19 protein-coding genes are annotated in these 16,384 nt (G+C 70.0%); 9 read left to right on the top strand and 10 right to left on the bottom strand.

Going from position 1 to position 16,384, the window contains the following annotated elements; all coding sequences use genetic code 11:
- Window positions 1–216: 216 nt before the first annotated feature.
- The 6 genes from ruvC (at window position 217) to KF708C_RS01310 (ending at window position 5,425) form a co-directional block, all read left to right on the top strand.
- Window positions 217–762 carry a crossover junction endodeoxyribonuclease RuvC gene (gene ruvC / locus KF708C_RS01335; RefSeq protein ID WP_059410489.1) on the top strand — a complete coding sequence of 182 codons (546 nt, stop codon included), beginning with the start codon at window positions 217–219 and terminating at the stop codon, window positions 760–762.
- 74 nt (window positions 763–836) lie between these two features.
- On the top strand, window positions 837–2,036 hold the full coding sequence (locus KF708C_RS01330) for a glycerophosphodiester phosphodiesterase (protein WP_059410513.1): 1,200 nt from the start codon (window positions 837–839) through the stop codon (window positions 2,034–2,036).
- 57 nt (window positions 2,037–2,093) lie between these two features.
- Complete coding sequence (gene ruvA / locus KF708C_RS01325) at window positions 2,094–2,675, top strand: Holliday junction branch migration protein RuvA (protein WP_020203202.1); 582 nt, start codon at window positions 2,094–2,096, stop codon at window positions 2,673–2,675.
- Window positions 2,676–2,756: 81 nt separating this feature from the next.
- Entirely contained in the window at window positions 2,757–3,812 is a 1,056-nt protein-coding gene (gene ruvB / locus KF708C_RS01320; RefSeq protein WP_020203201.1) for a Holliday junction branch migration DNA helicase RuvB, read from the top strand.
- A gap of 199 nt (window positions 3,813–4,011) precedes the next feature.
- The gene (locus tag KF708C_RS01315) at window positions 4,012–4,599 is read left to right on the top strand and encodes a BPSL1445 family SYLF domain-containing lipoprotein (RefSeq protein ID WP_059410488.1); all 588 of its coding nucleotides are present in this window, start codon (window positions 4,012–4,014) and stop codon (window positions 4,597–4,599) included.
- Between the two features lie 100 nt (window positions 4,600–4,699).
- On the top strand, window positions 4,700–5,425 hold the full coding sequence (locus KF708C_RS01310) for a queuosine precursor transporter (protein ID WP_020203198.1): 726 nt from the start codon (window positions 4,700–4,702) through the stop codon (window positions 5,423–5,425).
- A gap of 22 nt (window positions 5,426–5,447) precedes the next feature.
- On the opposite strand, the gene KF708C_RS01305 is transcribed toward KF708C_RS01310, so the two are convergent.
- The 4 genes from KF708C_RS01305 to tyrS form a co-directional block, all read right to left on the bottom strand.
- Window positions 5,448–6,122: a histidine phosphatase family protein gene (locus KF708C_RS01305; RefSeq protein WP_059410487.1), complete on the bottom strand. Its 675-nt coding sequence runs from the start codon at window positions 6,120–6,122 to the stop codon at window positions 5,448–5,450.
- Window positions 6,123–6,249: 127 nt separating this feature from the next.
- Window positions 6,250–6,906, bottom strand: a complete 657-nt coding sequence (locus KF708C_RS01300; protein WP_059410486.1) for a YbhB/YbcL family Raf kinase inhibitor-like protein — start codon at window positions 6,904–6,906, stop codon at window positions 6,250–6,252.
- Between the two features lie 61 nt (window positions 6,907–6,967).
- Complete coding sequence (gene dtd, locus KF708C_RS01295) at window positions 6,968–7,429, bottom strand: D-aminoacyl-tRNA deacylase (RefSeq protein ID WP_020203195.1); 462 nt, start codon at window positions 7,427–7,429, stop codon at window positions 6,968–6,970.
- Window positions 7,430–7,448: 19 nt separating this feature from the next.
- On the bottom strand, window positions 7,449–8,690 hold the full coding sequence (gene tyrS, locus KF708C_RS01290) for a tyrosine--tRNA ligase (RefSeq protein WP_059410485.1): 1,242 nt from the start codon (window positions 8,688–8,690) through the stop codon (window positions 7,449–7,451).
- 225 nt (window positions 8,691–8,915) lie between these two features.
- Between tyrS and KF708C_RS01285 the strand changes: the two genes are divergently transcribed.
- Together KF708C_RS01285 and KF708C_RS01280 are read left to right on the top strand one after the other, a co-directional pair.
- The gene (locus KF708C_RS01285; protein ID WP_059410484.1) at window positions 8,916–10,319 is read left to right on the top strand and encodes a M23 family metallopeptidase; all 1,404 of its coding nucleotides are present in this window, start codon (window positions 8,916–8,918) and stop codon (window positions 10,317–10,319) included.
- Window positions 10,320–10,325: 6 nt separating this feature from the next.
- The gene (locus KF708C_RS01280) at window positions 10,326–11,483 is read left to right on the top strand and encodes an anhydro-N-acetylmuramic acid kinase (protein WP_059410483.1); all 1,158 of its coding nucleotides are present in this window, start codon (window positions 10,326–10,328) and stop codon (window positions 11,481–11,483) included.
- A gap of 39 nt (window positions 11,484–11,522) precedes the next feature.
- Here the strand turns inward: KF708C_RS01280 and KF708C_RS01275 are convergent, their stop codons facing one another.
- Entirely contained in the window at window positions 11,523–12,437 is a 915-nt protein-coding gene (locus tag KF708C_RS01275; protein WP_059410512.1) for a LysR family transcriptional regulator, read from the bottom strand.
- 101 nt (window positions 12,438–12,538) lie between these two features.
- Here KF708C_RS01275 and KF708C_RS01270 point away from each other — a divergent pair, with 101 nt between their 5' ends.
- A complete protein-coding gene (locus KF708C_RS01270; RefSeq protein ID WP_059410482.1) occupies window positions 12,539–13,372 on the top strand; it encodes a phytanoyl-CoA dioxygenase family protein in 834 nt (277 codons plus the stop codon).
- A gap of 106 nt (window positions 13,373–13,478) precedes the next feature.
- Here the strand turns inward: KF708C_RS01270 and erpA are convergent, their stop codons facing one another.
- From erpA to rplM, 5 genes are all read right to left on the bottom strand, one after another.
- Window positions 13,479–13,847: an iron-sulfur cluster insertion protein ErpA gene (gene erpA / locus KF708C_RS01265; RefSeq protein WP_029043650.1), complete on the bottom strand. Its 369-nt coding sequence runs from the start codon at window positions 13,845–13,847 to the stop codon at window positions 13,479–13,481.
- A gap of 110 nt (window positions 13,848–13,957) precedes the next feature.
- Window positions 13,958–14,437, bottom strand: a complete 480-nt coding sequence (locus tag KF708C_RS01260) for a bactofilin family protein (protein WP_059410481.1) — start codon at window positions 14,435–14,437, stop codon at window positions 13,958–13,960.
- A gap of 42 nt (window positions 14,438–14,479) precedes the next feature.
- Window positions 14,480–15,223, bottom strand: coding sequence for a DUF6776 family protein (locus KF708C_RS01255; RefSeq protein WP_029043649.1), 744 nt, complete (start codon window positions 15,221–15,223; stop codon window positions 14,480–14,482).
- Between the two features lie 233 nt (window positions 15,224–15,456).
- The gene (gene rpsI / locus KF708C_RS01250) at window positions 15,457–15,849 is read right to left on the bottom strand and encodes a 30S ribosomal protein S9 (protein WP_017226024.1); all 393 of its coding nucleotides are present in this window, start codon (window positions 15,847–15,849) and stop codon (window positions 15,457–15,459) included.
- Between the two features lie 11 nt (window positions 15,850–15,860).
- A complete protein-coding gene (gene rplM / locus KF708C_RS01245; protein WP_011296658.1) occupies window positions 15,861–16,289 on the bottom strand; it encodes a 50S ribosomal protein L13 in 429 nt (142 codons plus the stop codon).
- Window positions 16,290–16,384 lie beyond the last annotated feature (95 nt).

The raw sequence follows: 16,384 nt of genomic DNA, 5'->3' as shown, positions 1-16,384 counted from the left end.
TTTGGCCGCGTTGGCGCTTGAACCCAAAAGCTGTATGACATCCCCGCGCAGCGGGGATGTCATACGGCCTTTGGGTTCAAGCACCAAAACCGCCCGCAAACCCCAACCGAGTAATAGACCACCCCAATATCGCCAGCAAGAATCCGCAAAAGCAATGTCATACTGACACCCTCTCCAAGCCACGCGGCCAGGTCCCAAGCAGACACCCCAAATCCCATGCGTATCCTCGGCATCGACCCCGGCCTCCGCACCACCGGCTTCGGCGTGCTCGAAAAGCACGGCAGCAAGCTCGCCTACATCGCCTCGGGCACCATCAAGAGCGACGGCGAGAGCGATCTGCCCTCGCGCCTCAAGACGCTGTTCGACGGCATCAGCGAGGTCGCGCGCACCTATGCGCCGGACTGCGCCGCGATCGAGAAGGTGTTCGTCAACGTCAACCCGCAATCCACGCTGCTGCTGGGCCAGGCCCGCGGCGCGGCGATCTGCGGGCTGGTGGGCCAGGGCCTGCCGGTGTTCGAGTACACCGCGCTGCAGTTGAAGGTGGCGGTGGTCGGCTATGGCCGCGCCAACAAGGAGCAGGTGCAGGAGATGGTGATGCGCCTGCTGAGCCTGAGCGGCCGGCCCGGTTCCGATGCGGCCGACGCGCTCGGCGTGGCGATCTGCCATGCCAACGGCAGCAATACGCTGGGCGCGCTGACGGGCCTCGCGCCCGAGCTGGTGCGCAAGGGCATGCGCGTGCGGCGCGGCCGGCTGGTCGGCTGATCGTCTTTCCAGGCCGCGCGCGGGGCGGCCGCCGGGCCGCTTACAATCGGACGGTTGCCCGCCCGAGGATGCTCATGTTCCGCCTGCCCGCCGACTTCCGTCGCCTTCGCGCTTGCGCGCGTCCGCGCCTGCCACGCCTGGCCGCGCTGCTGCCGGCACTGGCCGCCGCGGTCCTGGCCGGCTGCGCCGCGCCGCCGCCGGTGGCCACCGCGCCGGCTCCCGCCGCATCGCCGGCGCCGGCGCCGGCCGCGCCCAGGGCGCTGGTGATCGGGCATCGCGGCGCCAGCGCGCTGCGCCCGGAACACACGCTGGCATCCTACGCGCGCGCCATCGAGGACGGCGCCGACGCCATCGAGCCGGACCTCGTGACGACGCGCGACGGCGTGCTGGTGGCCCGCCACGAGAACGAGATCGGCGGCACCACCAATGTCTCCACGCTGCCGCAGTTCGCCGGCCGCAAGCGCATCAAGGTGATCGACGGCGAGCGCCTGGACGGCTGGTTCACCGAGGACTTCACGCTGGCCGAACTGAAGACGCTGCGCGCGCGCGAGCGCATCCCGCAGCTGCGCCGCGCCAACACGCAGTACAACGACCAGTTCGAGATTCCGACCCTCGACGAGATCATCGACATGGTGGCCAGCGCTTCGCGGCGCAGCGGCCGCGTGATCGCGCTGTACCCCGAGACCAAGCACCCGAGCTATTTCCGCGGCATCGGCCTGCCGCTCGAGGAAAAGCTGGTGGCCACGCTGCGCGCGCACGCCTATACGCGCAGCGCGCCGGTGTACGTGCAGTCGTTCGAGAGCGGCAACCTGCGCGAGCTGCGCCAGCGCCTGGGCGCCGGCATGCCGAACGTGAAGCTGGTGCAGCTGATGGGCGGCGCGCGCGGCCGGCCCGCCGACTGGCGCCTGGCCGGCGACACCCGCACCTACGCCGACATGATGACGCCCATCGGCCTGCGCGAGGTGGCCAGCTATGCCGGCGGCATCGCGCCGGAGAAGTCCAGCGTGGTGCCGCGCGACGCCGGCGGCGGCCTCGGCGCGCCCACCGCGCTGGTGCGCAACGCCCATGCCGCCGGGCTGCTGGTGCACCCGTACACGTTCCGCCCCGAGAACAGCTTCCTGCCGCGCGGCCTGCGCACCGGCGGCGACGATGCCACGCGCAGCCCGGACGGCATGGTGCGGGAGGTGCAGGCCTTCCTGGCCGCCGGCGTCGACGGCGTCTTCACCGACGACCCGGCGCTGGGCCGCCGCGCCGTCGACACCCTGGGACGCTGACCCGCCGCTCGGCTACACTGGCGCCCACTTTCGCTTTCGCCGCACACACCAGACACCATGATCGGACGCATCGCCGGCACCCTCATCGAGAAGAATCCCCCGCACCTGCTGGTCGACTGCCACGGCGTCGGCTACGAGATCGACGTGCCGATGAGCACGTTCTACAACCTGCCCGCGGTGGGCCATCCGGTCACGCTGCTGACCCAGCAGATCGTGCGCGAGGACGCGCACCTGCTGTACGGCTTCGGCACCGCCACCGAGCGCAATGCGTTCCGCGAGCTGATCAAGATCACCGGCATCGGCGCGCGCATGGCGCTGGCCGTGCTGTCGGGCATGTCGGTCGGCGAGCTGGCGCAGGCCATCACGCTGCAGGAGGCCGGGCGCCTGACGCGCGTGCCGGGTATCGGCAAGAAGACCGCCGAGCGCCTGCTGCTCGAGCTCAAGGGCAAGCTCGGCGCCGAGCTCGGCCACGCGCCGGGCAGCACGCCGGTGCACGACAACGCCGTCGACATCCTCAACGCGCTGCTGGCGCTGGGCTACTCGGAGAAGGAGGCGGCGCTGGCCATCAAGCAGGTGCCGGCCGGCACCGGCGTGTCGGACGGCATCAAGCTGGCGCTGAAGTCGCTCTCCAAGGGCTGAGCGGCCGCGGGCAGGCGCGGCCGGCGCGGGTAGCGCGGCCCGGAGGGGCTACAATCGAGCCACTTCGCCCGTAGCACACCCATGATCGAAACCGACAAGCTGGTCCCCGACCGCGGCAGCGACCGCGTGATCGCCCCCACCACCGCCTCCCCCAGCGAGGAGGCCTTCGAGCGCGCGCTGCGCCCGAAGCTGCTCGACGAATACGTCGGCCAGGAGAAAGTGCGCGGCCAGCTCGACATCTTCATGCACGCCGCGCGCAACCGCCGCGAGGCGCTCGACCACGTGCTGCTGTTCGGCCCGCCGGGCCTGGGCAAGACCACGCTGGCGCACATCATCGCGCGCGAGATGGGCGTGAACCTGCGCCAGACCTCCGGCCCGGTGCTGGAGCGCCCGGGCGACCTCGCCGCGCTGCTGACCAACCTCGAAGCCAACGACGTCCTCTTCATCGACGAGATCCACCGCCTCTCGCCGGTGGTGGAGGAAATCCTGTACCCGGCGCTCGAGGACTACCAGATCGACATCATGATCGGCGAGGGGCCGGCCGCGCGCTCGGTCAAGCTGGACCTGCAGCCGTTCACGCTGGTCGGCGCCACCACGCGCGCCGGCATGCTGACCAACCCGCTGCGCGACCGCTTCGGCATCGTCGCGCGGCTGGAGTTCTACACCGCCGAGGAGCTCGGGCGCATCGTCACCCGCTCGGCGCAACTGCTCAATGCCCGCATCGACCCGCTCGGCGCGCTGGAGATCGCCCGCCGCGCGCGCGGCACGCCGCGCATCGCCAACCGCCTGCTGCGGCGCGTGCGCGATTTCGCCGAGGTCAAGAGCGACGGCACCATCACGCGCGCCACCGCCGATGCCGCGCTGGCCATGCTCGACGTGGACGCGGTCGGCTTCGACCTGATGGACCGCAAGCTGCTCGAGGCCATCCTGCACAAGTTCGGCGGCGGCCCGGTCGGCGTGGACAACCTCGCCGCGGCCATCGGCGAGGAGCGCGACACCATCGAGGACGTGCTGGAGCCGTACCTGATCCAGCAGGGCTACCTGCAGCGCACGCCGCGCGGGCGCATGGCCACGGCCGCCGCCTACCTGCACTTCGGGCTGCCCGCGCCGGGCGGCGAGGCCGAGCCGGCGCCCTGAGGCGCGGCGGCGACGGCCGCGCGGTGCCGCGTATCCCGTGTTAAATGTTTTCGTTGCCCGCAGACAATTCTTTCGTCGCGCGTTGCTGGCGGCTGCCTGCCTGTTCACAATGGCTTAGTTCCGGCCGCCGCGAGGCGGTACCGGCCTGGCGCCGCATGCCGGGCGGCCGGCCCCGTTCGTACCTGACAGGAGAGAGCACATGAATCGACGCCAGTTTGTGACCCGGATGGCGGGCTCGGGCCTGCTCGTGGCCACCGCCTTCACCGCGGGCTGCACCACCACGGGCACCAATGCGCCAACCGACGCGGCGGCCAAGCGGCAGGAGATCAACGCGGGGGCCGACGGCGCGCTCAACCGGCTCTACGGCACCACCAGCAGCGCGCGCGAGCTGGCCGCGCGCGCCCAGGGCATCCTGGTCTTCCCGCGCGTGCTGTCGGCGGGGCTGGTGATCGGCGGCGAATATGGCGAAGGCGTGCTGCGCGGCCGCAGCGGTGCTCCGGTGGGCTACTACCGCACCACCTCGGCCTCGGTGGGCCTGACCGCGGGCGGGCAGTCCAAGTCGGTCATCATCATGTTCATGACGCCCGACGCCTACAGCAAGTTCCTCAACAGCAGCGGCTGGACCGTGGGCGCGGATGCCAGCGTGGCGCTGGCCAAGATCGGCGCCAACGGCTCGATCGACACCAACACCGCGCAGCAGCCGGTGATCGGCTTCGTGCAGACCAACGCCGGGCTGATGTTCGACATCTCGCTGGACGGCTCCAAGATCGGCAAGCTGGACCTGTAGTCCGGCGCGCGCCTCGCGGCGCGCGGGCGAGGCGGACGCGGCGCGAACACGGCGGCGGCATGGCTGGCATAATCGCCACACCGCCGCCCCTGGAACCGCCATGACCACATCGAACGCCACGCCCGGCCATACCGGGCGCGTCTACCGCTACTACGATCTCGTGATGGTGGCGTTCGTCACGGTCCTGCTGTGCTCCAACCTGATCGGCGCGGCCAAGGCGGCCCAGGTCACGCTGCCGCTGATCGGCCCGGTGACCTTCGGCGCCGGCGTGCTGTTCTTCCCCATCTCCTACATCTTCGGCGACGTGCTGACCGAGGTCTACGGCTACGGGCGCGACCGCCGCGTGGTGTGGGCCGGCTTCGCCGCGCTGGCCTTCGCCACGTTCATGAGCCTGGTGGTGCTGAAGATGCCGGTGGCGCCGTTCATGAGCGACTACCAGAAAAGCCTGCAGGACGTGTTCGGCAACACCTGGCGCATCGCGCTCGGCTCGCTGATCGCGTTCTGCTGCGGCAGCTTCGCCAACAGCTACGTGCTGGCCAAGATGAAGCTGTGGACCGAGGGGCGCTGGCTGTGGACGCGCACCATCGGCTCCACGCTGGCCGGCGAGCTGGTCGACTCGTCGCTGTTCTACGTGATCGCGTTCTACGGCATCTGGCCGCTGGAGAAGGTGATCCAGGTGGCGATCGCCCAGTACATCCTGAAGACCGGCTGGGAGGTGGTGATGACGCCGGTCACCTACAAGGTGGTGGGTTTCCTCAAGCGCGCCGAGCGCGAGGACTGGTACGACCGCAACACCGACTTCACGCCGTTCCGGCTGCGCGTGTAGCGCGGCCCGCCATGCCGCGCGGCTAGGGCACGCGGCGGTCCACCTCGTCGAGCGCCAGGTCCTGCAGGTGGGCCACGTCGGCCCACTGCATCACGGTCAGGCGCTGGCTGTCGCAGCGCAGCCGGTTGATGCTGGCGTTGAGCAGCTCGTGCTGGCGCGGCGCTTCGAGCGTCATGTCGTTGGCTTCCCGGTAGAGGCAGTCGAGCACCCCGCCGTGCGCGACCAGCGCGATGCGCTCGCCCGGATGGCGGCGCGCCAGCGCCAGCGCGGCTTCCACCGCGCGCTCGTGGAAGGCCAGCAGCGATTCGCCGCCCTGCGGCGCGTAGTCCGGCACGCGCGCCTGCCAGCGGGCGAAATCCTCGGGCGAATTCTCCGCCACCTCCGCGTAGGTGCGGCCTTCGAGCGCGCCGTAGCAGCGCTCGCGCAGCCGCGCGTCGGGCCGCACCGTGGTGCCGAGCGCCTCGGCCAGCGGCGTCGCGGTCTGCATCGCGCGCGACAGGTCGCTGGCATAGACCGCGTCGATCGGCTCGCCGGACAGCGCCTGCGCCAGCGCGTCGGCCTGCGCCACGCCAGTGGCGTTGAGCGGGATGTCGAGCTGCCCCTGCAGGCGCCGCTCGCGGTTCCACGCGGTCTCGCCGTGGCGGATCAGGATCAGGTGGGTGAAGGCCAGCGAATGCGGCCCGGGCAATTGCGACATGCCGTTTCCTTTCTCTTCCTTGCGTTTGCCTGCGACCCTTCGCGGACCCTGCCGGCATGGCCGGCGGGGTCCGCGGCCGCGCACGGCCTCGCGCGGCCTGTCGTGGCCCGTTGTGGCCTGTCGCAGCCTATTGCGCCGGGCCGGACAGCTTCGGGTTCAGCGTGTAGGTGCCGGTGATCGCCGCCTGCGCCAGCACGTGGCCGCGGATCGCCTCGCGCACCTGCGCGCCGGTGAAGGTGCCGTCGAGCGGCAGGCGGTCGACGTCGAGCGCGTAGACGGTGAACACGTAGTGGTGCAGCAGGGTGTCGTTCCACGGCGGGCAGGGGCCGTCGTAGCCGTAGTAGTCGCCCTTCATGTCGGGGTCGCCGGCGAACCAGCCGGTGTAGTCGTTGAGGCCGTGGCGCAGGCCGCCCGCCGCCGCGGTGCCGCCGGTGGCCTCGGGGCCGGGCTTGCCGCGCGCGATCACGCCGTCGCTGTGGCTGCCGGCGGAGATCGAGCGCAGGCCCGGCGGGATGTCGACCAGCACCCAGTGGAAGAAGTCCACGCGCGGCAGCGAGGCCGGCACTTCGCGGCCTTCCTGGTTGACGTCGTCGCCGCGGCTCGGCACGTCCGGGTCGTGGCAGATCAGCACGAACGAGCGCGTGGCGGCCGGCGCCTCGTCCCAGTGCAGGTCGGGATTGCGGTTGCCCGACAGCGCCACGTGGGTGGCGGGATCCATCGCGCCGAAAGCGAAATCGACCGGGATGGGACCGTTGTCGCCGAATGCCTTGCTCCAGATCTTCATGTATCTCTCCTTGCTGGTTTGGGCGCCGCGCGCGGCGCGGCCAATGTGAGGGTCGGCGGACTCAGGCCGGCGGCACGCGCAGCCAGAAGGTCACCGGGCCGTCGTTGACCAGGCTGACCTGCATCATGGCGCCGAATTCGCCGGTCTGGACCTCGCCGTGCGCGGCGCGGGCGCGCTGCACGAAATGGTTGTAGAGACGCTCGCCGTCGGCCGGCGCGGCGGCCGGGGTGAAGCTCGGGCGGGTGCCGCTGTTGGTGTCGGCCGCCAGCGTGAACTGCGACACCACCAGCAGGCCGCCGCGCGTGCCGCGGCCGTCGATGTCCTGCACCGGCAGGTTCATCTTGCCGTTGGCGTCGGAGAACACGCGGTAGGACAGCAGCTTGGCCAGCAGGCGCTCGGCCTGGGCTTCGGTGTCGCCGCGCTCGGCGCACACCAGCGCCAGCAGGCCGGCGCCGATCTCGCCGGTGGTGCGGCCTTCGACCGTGACGCGGGCCTGCGAGACCCGCTGGATCAGCGCGATCATGGACGGCTCCGGCGCGCGCTCACGCCAGCGTCACGCGCGCGAAGCGGCGCTTGCCGACCTGCACGACGTAGCTGCCGGCCTCGACCTTGAGCGCCTTGTCGCTGACCACGGCGCCGTCGATCTTGACGCCGCCCTGCTCGATGTTGCGGTTGGCCTCGGAGGTGGACGGCACCAGGTTGGCCTGCTTGAGCAGCTGCGCGATGCCCAGCGGCGCGCCGGACAGGCTGACCGCCGGGATGTCGTCGGGCACGCCGCCGCGCGCGCGGTGGTTGAAGTCTTCCAGCGCGCGCTCGGCGTCGGCCGCGCTGTGGAAGCGCGCGACGATCTCCTGGCCGAGCAGCACCTTGCAGTCGCGCGGGTTGCGGCCCAGCGCGATCTCCTGCTTCATCAGGTCGATCTCGCTCAGCGGGCGGAACGACAGCAGCTCGAAGTACTGCCACATCAGGTCGTCGGAGATGCTCATCAGCTTGCCGAACATGTCGCTCGGGGCCTCGGTCACGCCGACGTAGTTGCCCTTGGACTTGGACATCTTCTCCACGCCGTCCAGACCGACCAGCAGCGGCATGGTCAGGATGCACTGCTGCTCCTGGCCGTACTCCTTCTGCAGCTCGCGCCCGACCAGCAGGTTGAACTTCTGGTCGGTGCCGCCGAGCTCGAGGTCGGCCTTGAGCGCGACCGAATCGTAGCCCTGCATCAGCGGGTAGAGGAACTCATGGACCGAAATCGGAATCCCAGAACGGAACCGCTTGGTGAAGTCGTCGCGCTCCATCATGCGCGCCACGGTGTACTTGGCCGCCAGCTCGATCATGCCGCGCGCGCCGAGCGGGTCGCACCATTCGCTGTTGTAGCGGATCTCGGTGCGGTCCGGGTCGAGCACCAGGCTGGCCTGGCGGTAGTAGGTCTGGGCGTTGGCCTCGATCTGCTCGCGCGTGAGCGGCGGGCGCGTGGCGTTGCGCCCGGACGGATCGCCGATGGTGGAGGTGAAGTCGCCGATCAGGAAGATGACCTGGTGGCCGAGGTCCTGCAGCTGGCGCAGCTTGTTGAGCACCACGGTGTGGCCGATGTGGATGTCGGGCGCGGTCGGGTCCAGGCCCAGCTTGATGCGCAGCGGCACGCCGGTCGCCTCGCTGCGCGCGAGCTTGGCCAGCCACTCGGACTCGACCAGCAGTTCGTCGCAGCCGCGCTTGGACACCTCCAGGGCGTGCATCACGGTAGGCGTGAGGGGGTAGGAAGTGGCGGCGCCGGAGGAAACTTCAGTCATGACGTAAGTCTTTGAAAAACATGAGAATTCAGACGCGTACGAAAAACAGCCAGCGGCCGCATTTGGTATAATCCGCGCTTCTTGTGCCGGCGGGACGCTCCCGTTGGCCAACCGCCATTCTACGGCGGCAAACCAATATGGCACGCGCCGCACCTCGGGGGAGGAAGGCAGACGAAGCAGATCGTCGCGGCAGCGCAGCCCGAACCAAAGAGTGAATTTTACGTGATGTGGTCCAGACTCCGCGAAGTTTTCGCGCGTGAGCTGGTGGTTCTCGTCGATCCGACCAACGCCCTGCACGCGCGCCGGCGCAAGCAGCTCACGGCGGCGGTCGGCACGGTGTTTACGCTTGGCATGGCGGCCGCCATGGGCGTGGCGCCGCGCAACGCCTACGACGACCCCCTTGCGCCGCGCATCCGGGAAGCCATCCGGCTGCCCGACCTGCGCGACCAGCTCGAGCAACTTACCGAAACCGACGCCACCTTCGTGCGCGAGGCGCGCATGCTGCGCGGCGACACCATCGCCACGCTGCTCAAGCGGCTCGGCATCGACGACCCCGACGCGCAGGCCTTCATCCGCGGCAACGCCACCGCGCGCGGCCTGTTCGCGCTCGAGCCGGGCCAGAACGTGCAGGCCGAGGTCGACCAGGACAACCTGCTGGTGTCGCTGCAGGCCAACCTCGGCGGCGACGCGCAGTCCTCGCGCGAGCTGGTGATCGAGCGCGCTGGCGACGAGCGCGCTGGCGACGCCGCCACGCCGGCCTACAAGGCGCGCGTGCAGTCGGTGAAGAACGACGTGCACTACGAGATGCTGTCCGGCGCCATCGCCGCGGGCGGCTTCTTCAAGGCCATGGACGACGCCGACGTGCCCGACGACGTGGTCGCGCAGATGATCTCGATCTTCTCCGGCGTCATCGACTTCCACCACGACATCACCGCCGGCGACCGCTTCCGCATCGTCTACGAGGCGGGCTACCGCGACGCCGCCTTCGTGCGCAACGGCCGCGTGGTGGCGGTCGAGCTGATCAACCACAACCAGCTGCACCAGGCGCTGTGGTACGCGCCCGACGGCGGCGCGCAGGGCGCCCAGGGCGCCTACTACACCTTCGACGGGCGCAGCATGAAGCGGCCGTTCCTGCGCTCGCCGGTGGAGTTCTCGCGGGTGTCGTCCGGCTTCGGCGGGCGCAACCATCCGCTGCATCACAACTGGGCGCAGCACAAGGGCGTGGACTTCGCCGCGCCGACCGGCACCAAGGTGATGGCCACCGGCGACGGCGAGGTGGAATTCGTCGGCCAGCAGAACGGCTACGGCAACATCGTCATCCTCCGGCACCACAGCGGCTACGCCACCTACTACGCGCACCTGTCCGGCTTTGCCGGCATGCAGCGCGGCCAGCATGTGTCGCAGGGGCAGGTCATCGGCTACGTCGGCCAGACCGGCTGGGCCACCGGGCCGCACCTGCACTACGAGTTCCGCGTCAACGACGTGCCGCTCAACCCGCTGGCCATCGCCGCGCTGGACACGCCGGCGCTGACCGGGCCGGCGCGCCAGCAGTTCCTCGCCTACTCCAGCGAGCTGCTCAGCCGCATCAACGCGCTGCGCACCTACAACGTGGCCTCCATCAACAACTGAGCCAGCATGCCGACCTCCGCGTCCCCGCCGTCCGCCTCCGACCGCTTCATCGGCATCATGTCCGGCACCAGCATGGACGGCGCCGACGGCGTGCTGGTCGATTTCTCCGGCGCGCGGCCGGCGGTGCTGGCGGCGGCGCACCAGCCCTTCCCGGCCGAGCTGCGCGAGGCCTTCGCCGCGCTCCAGCAGCCCGGCGCCGACGAGATCCACCGCGAGGCGCTGGCCGCCAACGGACTGGCGCGCGTCTACGCCGGCTGCGTGGCGTCGCTGCTGCGCGACTCGGGGCTGGCGGCGACGGCGATCGCGGCCGTGGGCGCGCACGGGCAGACCATCCGCCACCGGCCCGGCCTCTACGACGGCACCGGCTATACGCGCCAGAGCCAGCAGCCCGCGCTGCTGGCCGAGCTGTGCGGCATCGACGTGGTGGCGGATTTCCGCAGCCGCGACGTGGCCGCCGGCGGCCAGGGCGCGCCGCTGGTGCCGGCGCTGCACCAGGCGCTGTTCGGTGCCGCCGGCGAGACGCGCGTGGCCTGCAACATCGGCGGCATCTCGAACATCAGCGTGCTGCCCGCCGCCGCCGGCCAGGGCGGCCAGGCCCCCGTCAGCGGCTTCGACTGCGGCCCCGGCAACGTGCTGCTCGACTACTGGATCGAGCGCCACCACGGCCAGGCCTTCGACGCCGGCGGCGCCTGGGGCGCCAGCGGCAGCATCGACCACGCGCTGCTGGCGCGCCTGCTGGCCGAGCCTTATTTCAGCGTGGCCCCGCCCAAGAGCACCGGCCGCGACCTGTTCCACCCGGCCTGGCTGGAAAACCATCTCGCCGCCCACGGCGCCGCGCTTGCGCCGGCCGACGTGCAGGCCACGCTGGCCGCGCTCACGGCCGAGGCCATCGCGCGCGACGTGCGCGCGCACGCGCCCGGCGCCGCGCGGCTGATCGTGTGCGGCGGCGGCGCGCGCAACGGCTTCGTCATGGCGCTGCTGGCGCGCGCGCTGCCGGGCGTGGCCGTGCAAAGCTCGGACGACTTCGGCGTGCCGGTCTCGCAGGTCGAAGGCATCGCCTTCGCATGGCTGGCGCGCCAGATGCTGCTGCGCGCGCCGGGCAACGTGCCGACCGTCACCGGCGCGGCCGGCCCGCGCGTGCTGGGCGCGCTCTACCCGCGCTAAGAAGGCGCTTCTTAGAAGGCGCTTCTTGCCGCTACGGCCTCACGCCGGCTGCGCATGGCCGGCCTCGCATGTCCACTGGATGAAGGCCTCGGCCACCGGCGACGGCCGCATGGCCGGCGAGCGCGCCAGCACCACGCGCTGCGGCGCCACCGCGTCGCGCAGCGGCAGGCAGGCGATCGGCTCGCCGTCGTAGCTGTGGTCCCCGGCCGGGCGCGTGCACGACAGCGCCACGCCGTAGCCATGCGCCACCAGCCCGCGCTGCATCTCGAAGGTCTGCGTGTACTGGTGCAGCTGCGGGCGCAGGCCGTGGGCCCAGAACAGCGACAGGAAATACTCGCGCGTCTGCGCGATGTCCTCCAGGATCAGCCGCTCCGAGGCCAGTTCGGCCAGGCTGACGTCCGCCTGCCCGGCGCGCGCGTGGCCCGCCGGCAGCAACGCATAGGGCGCCAGCCGCGCCACCACCCAGCGCGCGATGCGCTGGTCGAAGCCGAGATCGTAGGTCAGCGCCAGCTCTGCCTTGCCGGCGGCCAGCGTGCGGTGCACCGTCGCCAGGTCCGCCTCGAACAGCGTCACCGAGACCTCCGGATGCCGGCGGCGAAAGCCGGCCAGCAGGCGCGGCGCATAGTAGGCACCGAGATCCTGGAAGCACGTCAGCGAAAGCTGCCCGCGCAGGCCGCGCCCGGCGGCCCCGTGCGCGCCGCCGGCGCCCAGGTCCGCGGCCAGCGCCAGGATGTCGCGCGCGCGGCCGAGCAGTTGCTGGCCGGCCGGCGTCAGTTCCAGCCCGCGGCTGACCTGGCGGCGGAACAGCGTCTCGCCGAGCGTTTCCTCGAGCTGCGCGATCGCCAGCGACACCGACGGCTGCGACACATGGCGCGCCCGCGCGGCGGCGCTGATGCTGCCGTGCTCGGCGGCGGCCACGAAGTATTCGAGCTGGCGGAAGGAGAAACCAATCATGATTTCCAATACTACAGCATAGGAAATATATGCTTTTCCTATCTCCAGGCAGCCGCGATACTCGTTCCATCCCCGCCCCACGCCAGCCGGAAAGGACCATCGTGACCCTCTCGCCAGCCCCCTCGGCCGCCCTCCCGACCACCCTCTCGCCGGCCGACATCGAAACCTACCAGCGCGACGGCGCGCTGGTGCTGCGCGGCGCCTTCGCCGGCTGGGTGGCCGCGCTGCGCGATGGCTTCGAGCAGAATCTCGCGCAGCCCGGCCCGTTCGCGATCGAGAACGTCGGCAGCGGCGAGCGCGGGCGCTTCTTCGAGGACTACTGCAACTGGCAGCGCATCGCGCCGTTCGCCGACTTCATCCGCCGCTCGCCGGCGGCGGAGATCGCCGGGCGGCTGATGGGGGCCGACGCCGTGCAGGTCTTCCACGAGCACATCCTGGTCAAGGAGCCGGGCACGGCCAAGCCCACGCCCTGGCACCAGGACCTGCCCTATTACTGCGTGGAAGGATTGCAGACCGCGAGCTACTGGATTCCGCTCGACCCCGTCACCCGCGCCAACACCTTGCGCGTGGTGCTCGGCTCGCACCGCTGGCCGCGGCTGGTGCGGCCCAAGCGCTGGGCCAGCAACGAGAATTTCTACGCTGGCGACGACCTGTTCATGGAGATGCCCGACGTGGAAGACGGCAGCCACGCGATCCTGGTGCCGGAGCTGGAGCCCGGCGACGCGGTGGTGTTCGACTTCCGCACCGTGCACGGCGCCGCCGGCAATACCGGCAGCGGCCGGCGCCGCGCGTTCTCGGCGCGCTTCCTCGGCGACGACGTGCGCTACCTCGCGCGGCCGGGCCGGACCTCGCCGCCGTTCCCGGGCATCGGGCTGGCCAGCGGCGAGCGCATGCGCGAGGACTGGTTCCCGGTGGTGTGGCGCCGGCCTTCGTAGATCGGCCGCGCCTCGTGCTGGTGCCGGACGGCGGCCCATGCCGGGTGCATGAAAACAAAAAGCGCACCGAAGTGCGCTTTTTTACTGCTGGCCGGTCGGGCGTTCGTCAGACCGAGAACGAAGAACCGCAGCCGCAGGTGGTGGTGGCGTTGGGATTCTTGATCACGAACTGCGCGCCGTTGATGTCTTCCTTGTAGTCGATCTCGGCGCCCACCAGGTACTGGTAGCTCATCGAGTCGATCAGCAGCGTGACGCCGTTCTTGTTGAGGGTGGTGTCGTCCTCGTTGACGTCTTCATCGAAGGTGAAGCCGTACTGGAAGCCGGAACAGCCGCCGCCCTGCACGAAGACGCGCAGTTTCAGGTCGGCATTGCCCTCTTCCTCGATCAACTGCTTGACCTTGTCGGCAGCGCTGTCGGTAAAGACAAACGGAGCCGGCATGTCCTCGGTAACGGGTGCCTCTGCGACTGCGTTCATGGGGTTCTCCTGTTTAGATACGCCTGTATTCTAAGCGCATCGGGAAGATCGTGCCGAAACCCCGCAACTTCAAGGGCTTCTGCCGCCGCCGGCCCGCCGCGCGTGCGCCATCAGGCGGTTTTCTGCGCGTCCCCGGCCGCATCCGCAACGTCCGCAACATCCGCAACATCCGCGGCATCCGAAGCGTCCGCCGCGCCGCTGGCCAGCGACAGGTTGGGCAGCGCCTTGGGCTCGCCGGCGCCGAGCGGCACCAGCCGCCCTTCGACCAGCGCGCCCTGGTGCATCTCCAGCGCCGCGTAGTGCACCTCGCCGTACACGCGCGCGTGCGGCTGCAGTTCCAGCAGCTCGGCCGCGTGAACGGGGCCGGTCACGGTGCCGTTGAGGATCAGGTGGCCGACGCGGACCTCGCCCTCGACCACGCCTTTCTCGCTGATGACCAGCATGCTCGACTGCTCGGCCAGCGCCGTCACGTTGCCGCGCACGCGGCCGTCCAGGCGCAGGCCGCCCGAGAACGTGAGGTCGCCCTGGATCACGGTGTGCTGGCCGATCAGCGTATCGATCGCCAGGCCCTTCTTCTTGGAAAAAAACATAGGTCCTTTTGCCCCTCTCTGGAGTTGCCGGCCGCGGCGGCCTTACGGCAGGGCCGTCTGGGTCGCGCGTAACTGACCGTTCTGCAAAATTCGTACCGTCACCGCCTGCACCGCGGCGCCGGCGGGCAGCGCGAACGTCCCCTCGATGCGCTGGTAGTGCGTGAGGCGCAGGTCCGGCAGCGCGCCGGCCTGGTCCTCGCCCAGGTTCAAGGTGACGGGCTGGCCGTCCCGCACCAGCGAAGCCACCAACTGTAACTCACCGCGAAACTCGGGCAGGGACGAGAACGCCTTCGAGCCGCCCTGCATGACAAGTAACCGATAGTGCATCTTTTGTGTGTCAGCTTCATCAACGCTGACCCGGAAGCTGCGCACGTGGATGCCCGAGGTATTGCCACTGGCGGGCAGCAGGCTCTCGAAGAACGCCAGGTCTTCCTGGAGCTGGGCAACCTCGCCCTCCGCCGTCTTGAGCTGCTGCGCCAGCCCGCGCTGCGCGCCGCGCGCCATCTGCAACTGCGCGTCGGCGGTATTGGCCGCGGCCTGCAGGCGGTCGCGCTCGGCCGAAACCGCCGCCACCTGCCCGCGCAGCGCCCTGTTCTGCGCCGCCATGTCCGGCCCCGCCGCGCCAACCGCGCGCCGGCCGGCGTAATACGCCCCTCCCGCCACCGCCGCCACCAGCGCGGCCACCAGCGCCCCGCCCAGCACGCGCACCGGCCACGGCCGGTGCGAGCGCACGGCCAGCGGCCGCGACATCGGCGCGCGACGCGGACGCAGCAGGCGGTATTTCATGCGCTGCGCCGGGGTCGCGCTGGCGGTTGGGTCATCTGAGGTTCTCCGGGCGGGAAGTGCCGGAATTGTATCCGGGAAGAGGCATTGGCATTATAAAGCGCGCGTGACACCTGCCTCGCCCCGGGGTCGGCGCGGGCGACGCGGCCGGCCGGCGGGCAAAAAAAAACCGCACGGCGAACCGTGCGGTCTTTCTGGCTCGGCCAGATCCGGTGAACCGGACCTGCCGGACACGATCAGCGCTTCGAGAACTGCTTGCGGCGACGTGCCTTGTGGAAACCGACCTTCTTGCGTTCCACTTCGCGCGCATCGCGCGTGACGAAGCCAGCCTTGGACAGCGTGGGCTTCAGGGTCGCGTCGTAGTCGATCAGCGCGCGGGTGATGCCGTGGCGAACCGCGCCGGCCTGGCCGGTTTCGCCGCCGCCGGTCACGTTGACCTTGATGTCGAAGGTCTGTGCGTTGGCGGTCAGTTCGAGCGGCTGGCGCACGATCATCAGCGAGGTTTCGCGAGCGAAATACTCATTGATGGGCTTGCCGTTGACGATGATGTCGCCCTTGCCCGACTTGATGAAGACACGAGCCACAGCGCTTTTGCGGCGGCCGGTACCGTAATTCCAGTTTCCGATCATGGATGGCCCCCTTAGATTTCCAGCGCCTTAGGCTGCTGCGCTTCATGCGGATGCTCGGCTTCGGCGTACACCTTCAGCTTCTTGATCATCGCATAGCCCAGCGGGCCCTTGGGCAGCATGCCCTTCACAGCCTTTTCCAGGGCACGGCCCGGGAAACGCTGCTGCATCTTGCCGAACGTCGTTTCGTAGATACCGCCCGGGTAGCCCGAATGGCGGTAGTACTTCTTGTCCGTTTCCTTGGTACCCGTGACACGCAGCTTGGCTGCGTTGACGATGATGATGTAATCACCCGTGTCGACGTGCGGAGTAAATTCCGGCTTGTGCTTGCCGCGCAGTCGGCGTGCCACTTCGCTGGCAACACGGCCGAGGACTTTGTCCGTCGCGTCAATCACGTACCAGTCGCGCTTTACCTCTGCAGGCTTGGCGGAAAAGGTCTTCATGATTTTTCCTGAGACTTGTAGAACTGCCCGTAACGTGACGCGCACCGCCTTGCTTGTGATCGCTGATCGGTGCTGGCGCCGTCGGCCGGTCCTCG

Origin of the sequence: Cupriavidus basilensis, from assembly GCF_000876015.1 — a bacterium.
Classification (GTDB): Bacteria; Pseudomonadota; Gammaproteobacteria; order Burkholderiales; family Burkholderiaceae; genus Cupriavidus; species Cupriavidus basilensis_B.
This window is presented reverse-complemented; position numbering and strand designations above follow the sequence as displayed.

Excerpts from the sequence above, each read along its gene's own strand:
- ruvA (WP_020203202.1), top strand. The coding sequence starts at position 2,094 with ATGATCGGACGCATCGCCGGCACCCTCATCGAGAAGAATCCCCCGCAC.
- dtd (WP_020203195.1), bottom strand. The coding sequence starts at position 7,429 with ATGATCGCGCTGATCCAGCGGGTCTCGCAGGCCCGCGTCACGGTCGAA.
- KF708C_RS01260 (WP_059410481.1), bottom strand. The coding sequence starts at position 14,437 with ATGTTTTTTTCCAAGAAGAAGGGCCTGGCGATCGATACGCTGATCGGC.
- KF708C_RS01300 (WP_059410486.1), bottom strand. The coding sequence starts at position 6,906 with ATGAAGATCTGGAGCAAGGCATTCGGCGACAACGGTCCCATCCCGGTC.
- KF708C_RS01315 (WP_059410488.1), top strand. The coding sequence starts at position 4,012 with ATGAATCGACGCCAGTTTGTGACCCGGATGGCGGGCTCGGGCCTGCTC.
- erpA (WP_029043650.1), bottom strand. The coding sequence starts at position 13,847 with ATGAACGCAGTCGCAGAGGCACCCGTTACCGAGGACATGCCGGCTCCG.
- rplM (WP_011296658.1), bottom strand. The coding sequence starts at position 16,289 with ATGAAGACCTTTTCCGCCAAGCCTGCAGAGGTAAAGCGCGACTGGTAC.
- KF708C_RS01310 (WP_020203198.1), top strand. The coding sequence starts at position 4,700 with ATGACCACATCGAACGCCACGCCCGGCCATACCGGGCGCGTCTACCGC.
- ruvC (WP_059410489.1), top strand. The coding sequence starts at position 217 with ATGCGTATCCTCGGCATCGACCCCGGCCTCCGCACCACCGGCTTCGGC.
- tyrS (WP_059410485.1), bottom strand. The coding sequence starts at position 8,690 with ATGACTGAAGTTTCCTCCGGCGCCGCCACTTCCTACCCCCTCACGCCT.
- KF708C_RS01280 (WP_059410483.1), top strand. The coding sequence starts at position 10,326 with ATGCCGACCTCCGCGTCCCCGCCGTCCGCCTCCGACCGCTTCATCGGC.
- KF708C_RS01275 (WP_059410512.1), bottom strand. The coding sequence starts at position 12,437 with ATGATTGGTTTCTCCTTCCGCCAGCTCGAATACTTCGTGGCCGCCGCC.
- KF708C_RS01285 (WP_059410484.1), top strand. The coding sequence starts at position 8,916 with ATGTGGTCCAGACTCCGCGAAGTTTTCGCGCGTGAGCTGGTGGTTCTC.
- KF708C_RS01330 (WP_059410513.1), top strand. The coding sequence starts at position 837 with ATGTTCCGCCTGCCCGCCGACTTCCGTCGCCTTCGCGCTTGCGCGCGT.
- KF708C_RS01255 (WP_029043649.1), bottom strand. The coding sequence starts at position 15,223 with ATGAAATACCGCCTGCTGCGTCCGCGTCGCGCGCCGATGTCGCGGCCG.
- ruvB (WP_020203201.1), top strand. The coding sequence starts at position 2,757 with ATGATCGAAACCGACAAGCTGGTCCCCGACCGCGGCAGCGACCGCGTG.
- rpsI (WP_017226024.1), bottom strand. The coding sequence starts at position 15,849 with ATGATCGGAAACTGGAATTACGGTACCGGCCGCCGCAAAAGCGCTGTG.
- KF708C_RS01305 (WP_059410487.1), bottom strand. The coding sequence starts at position 6,122 with ATGTCGCAATTGCCCGGGCCGCATTCGCTGGCCTTCACCCACCTGATC.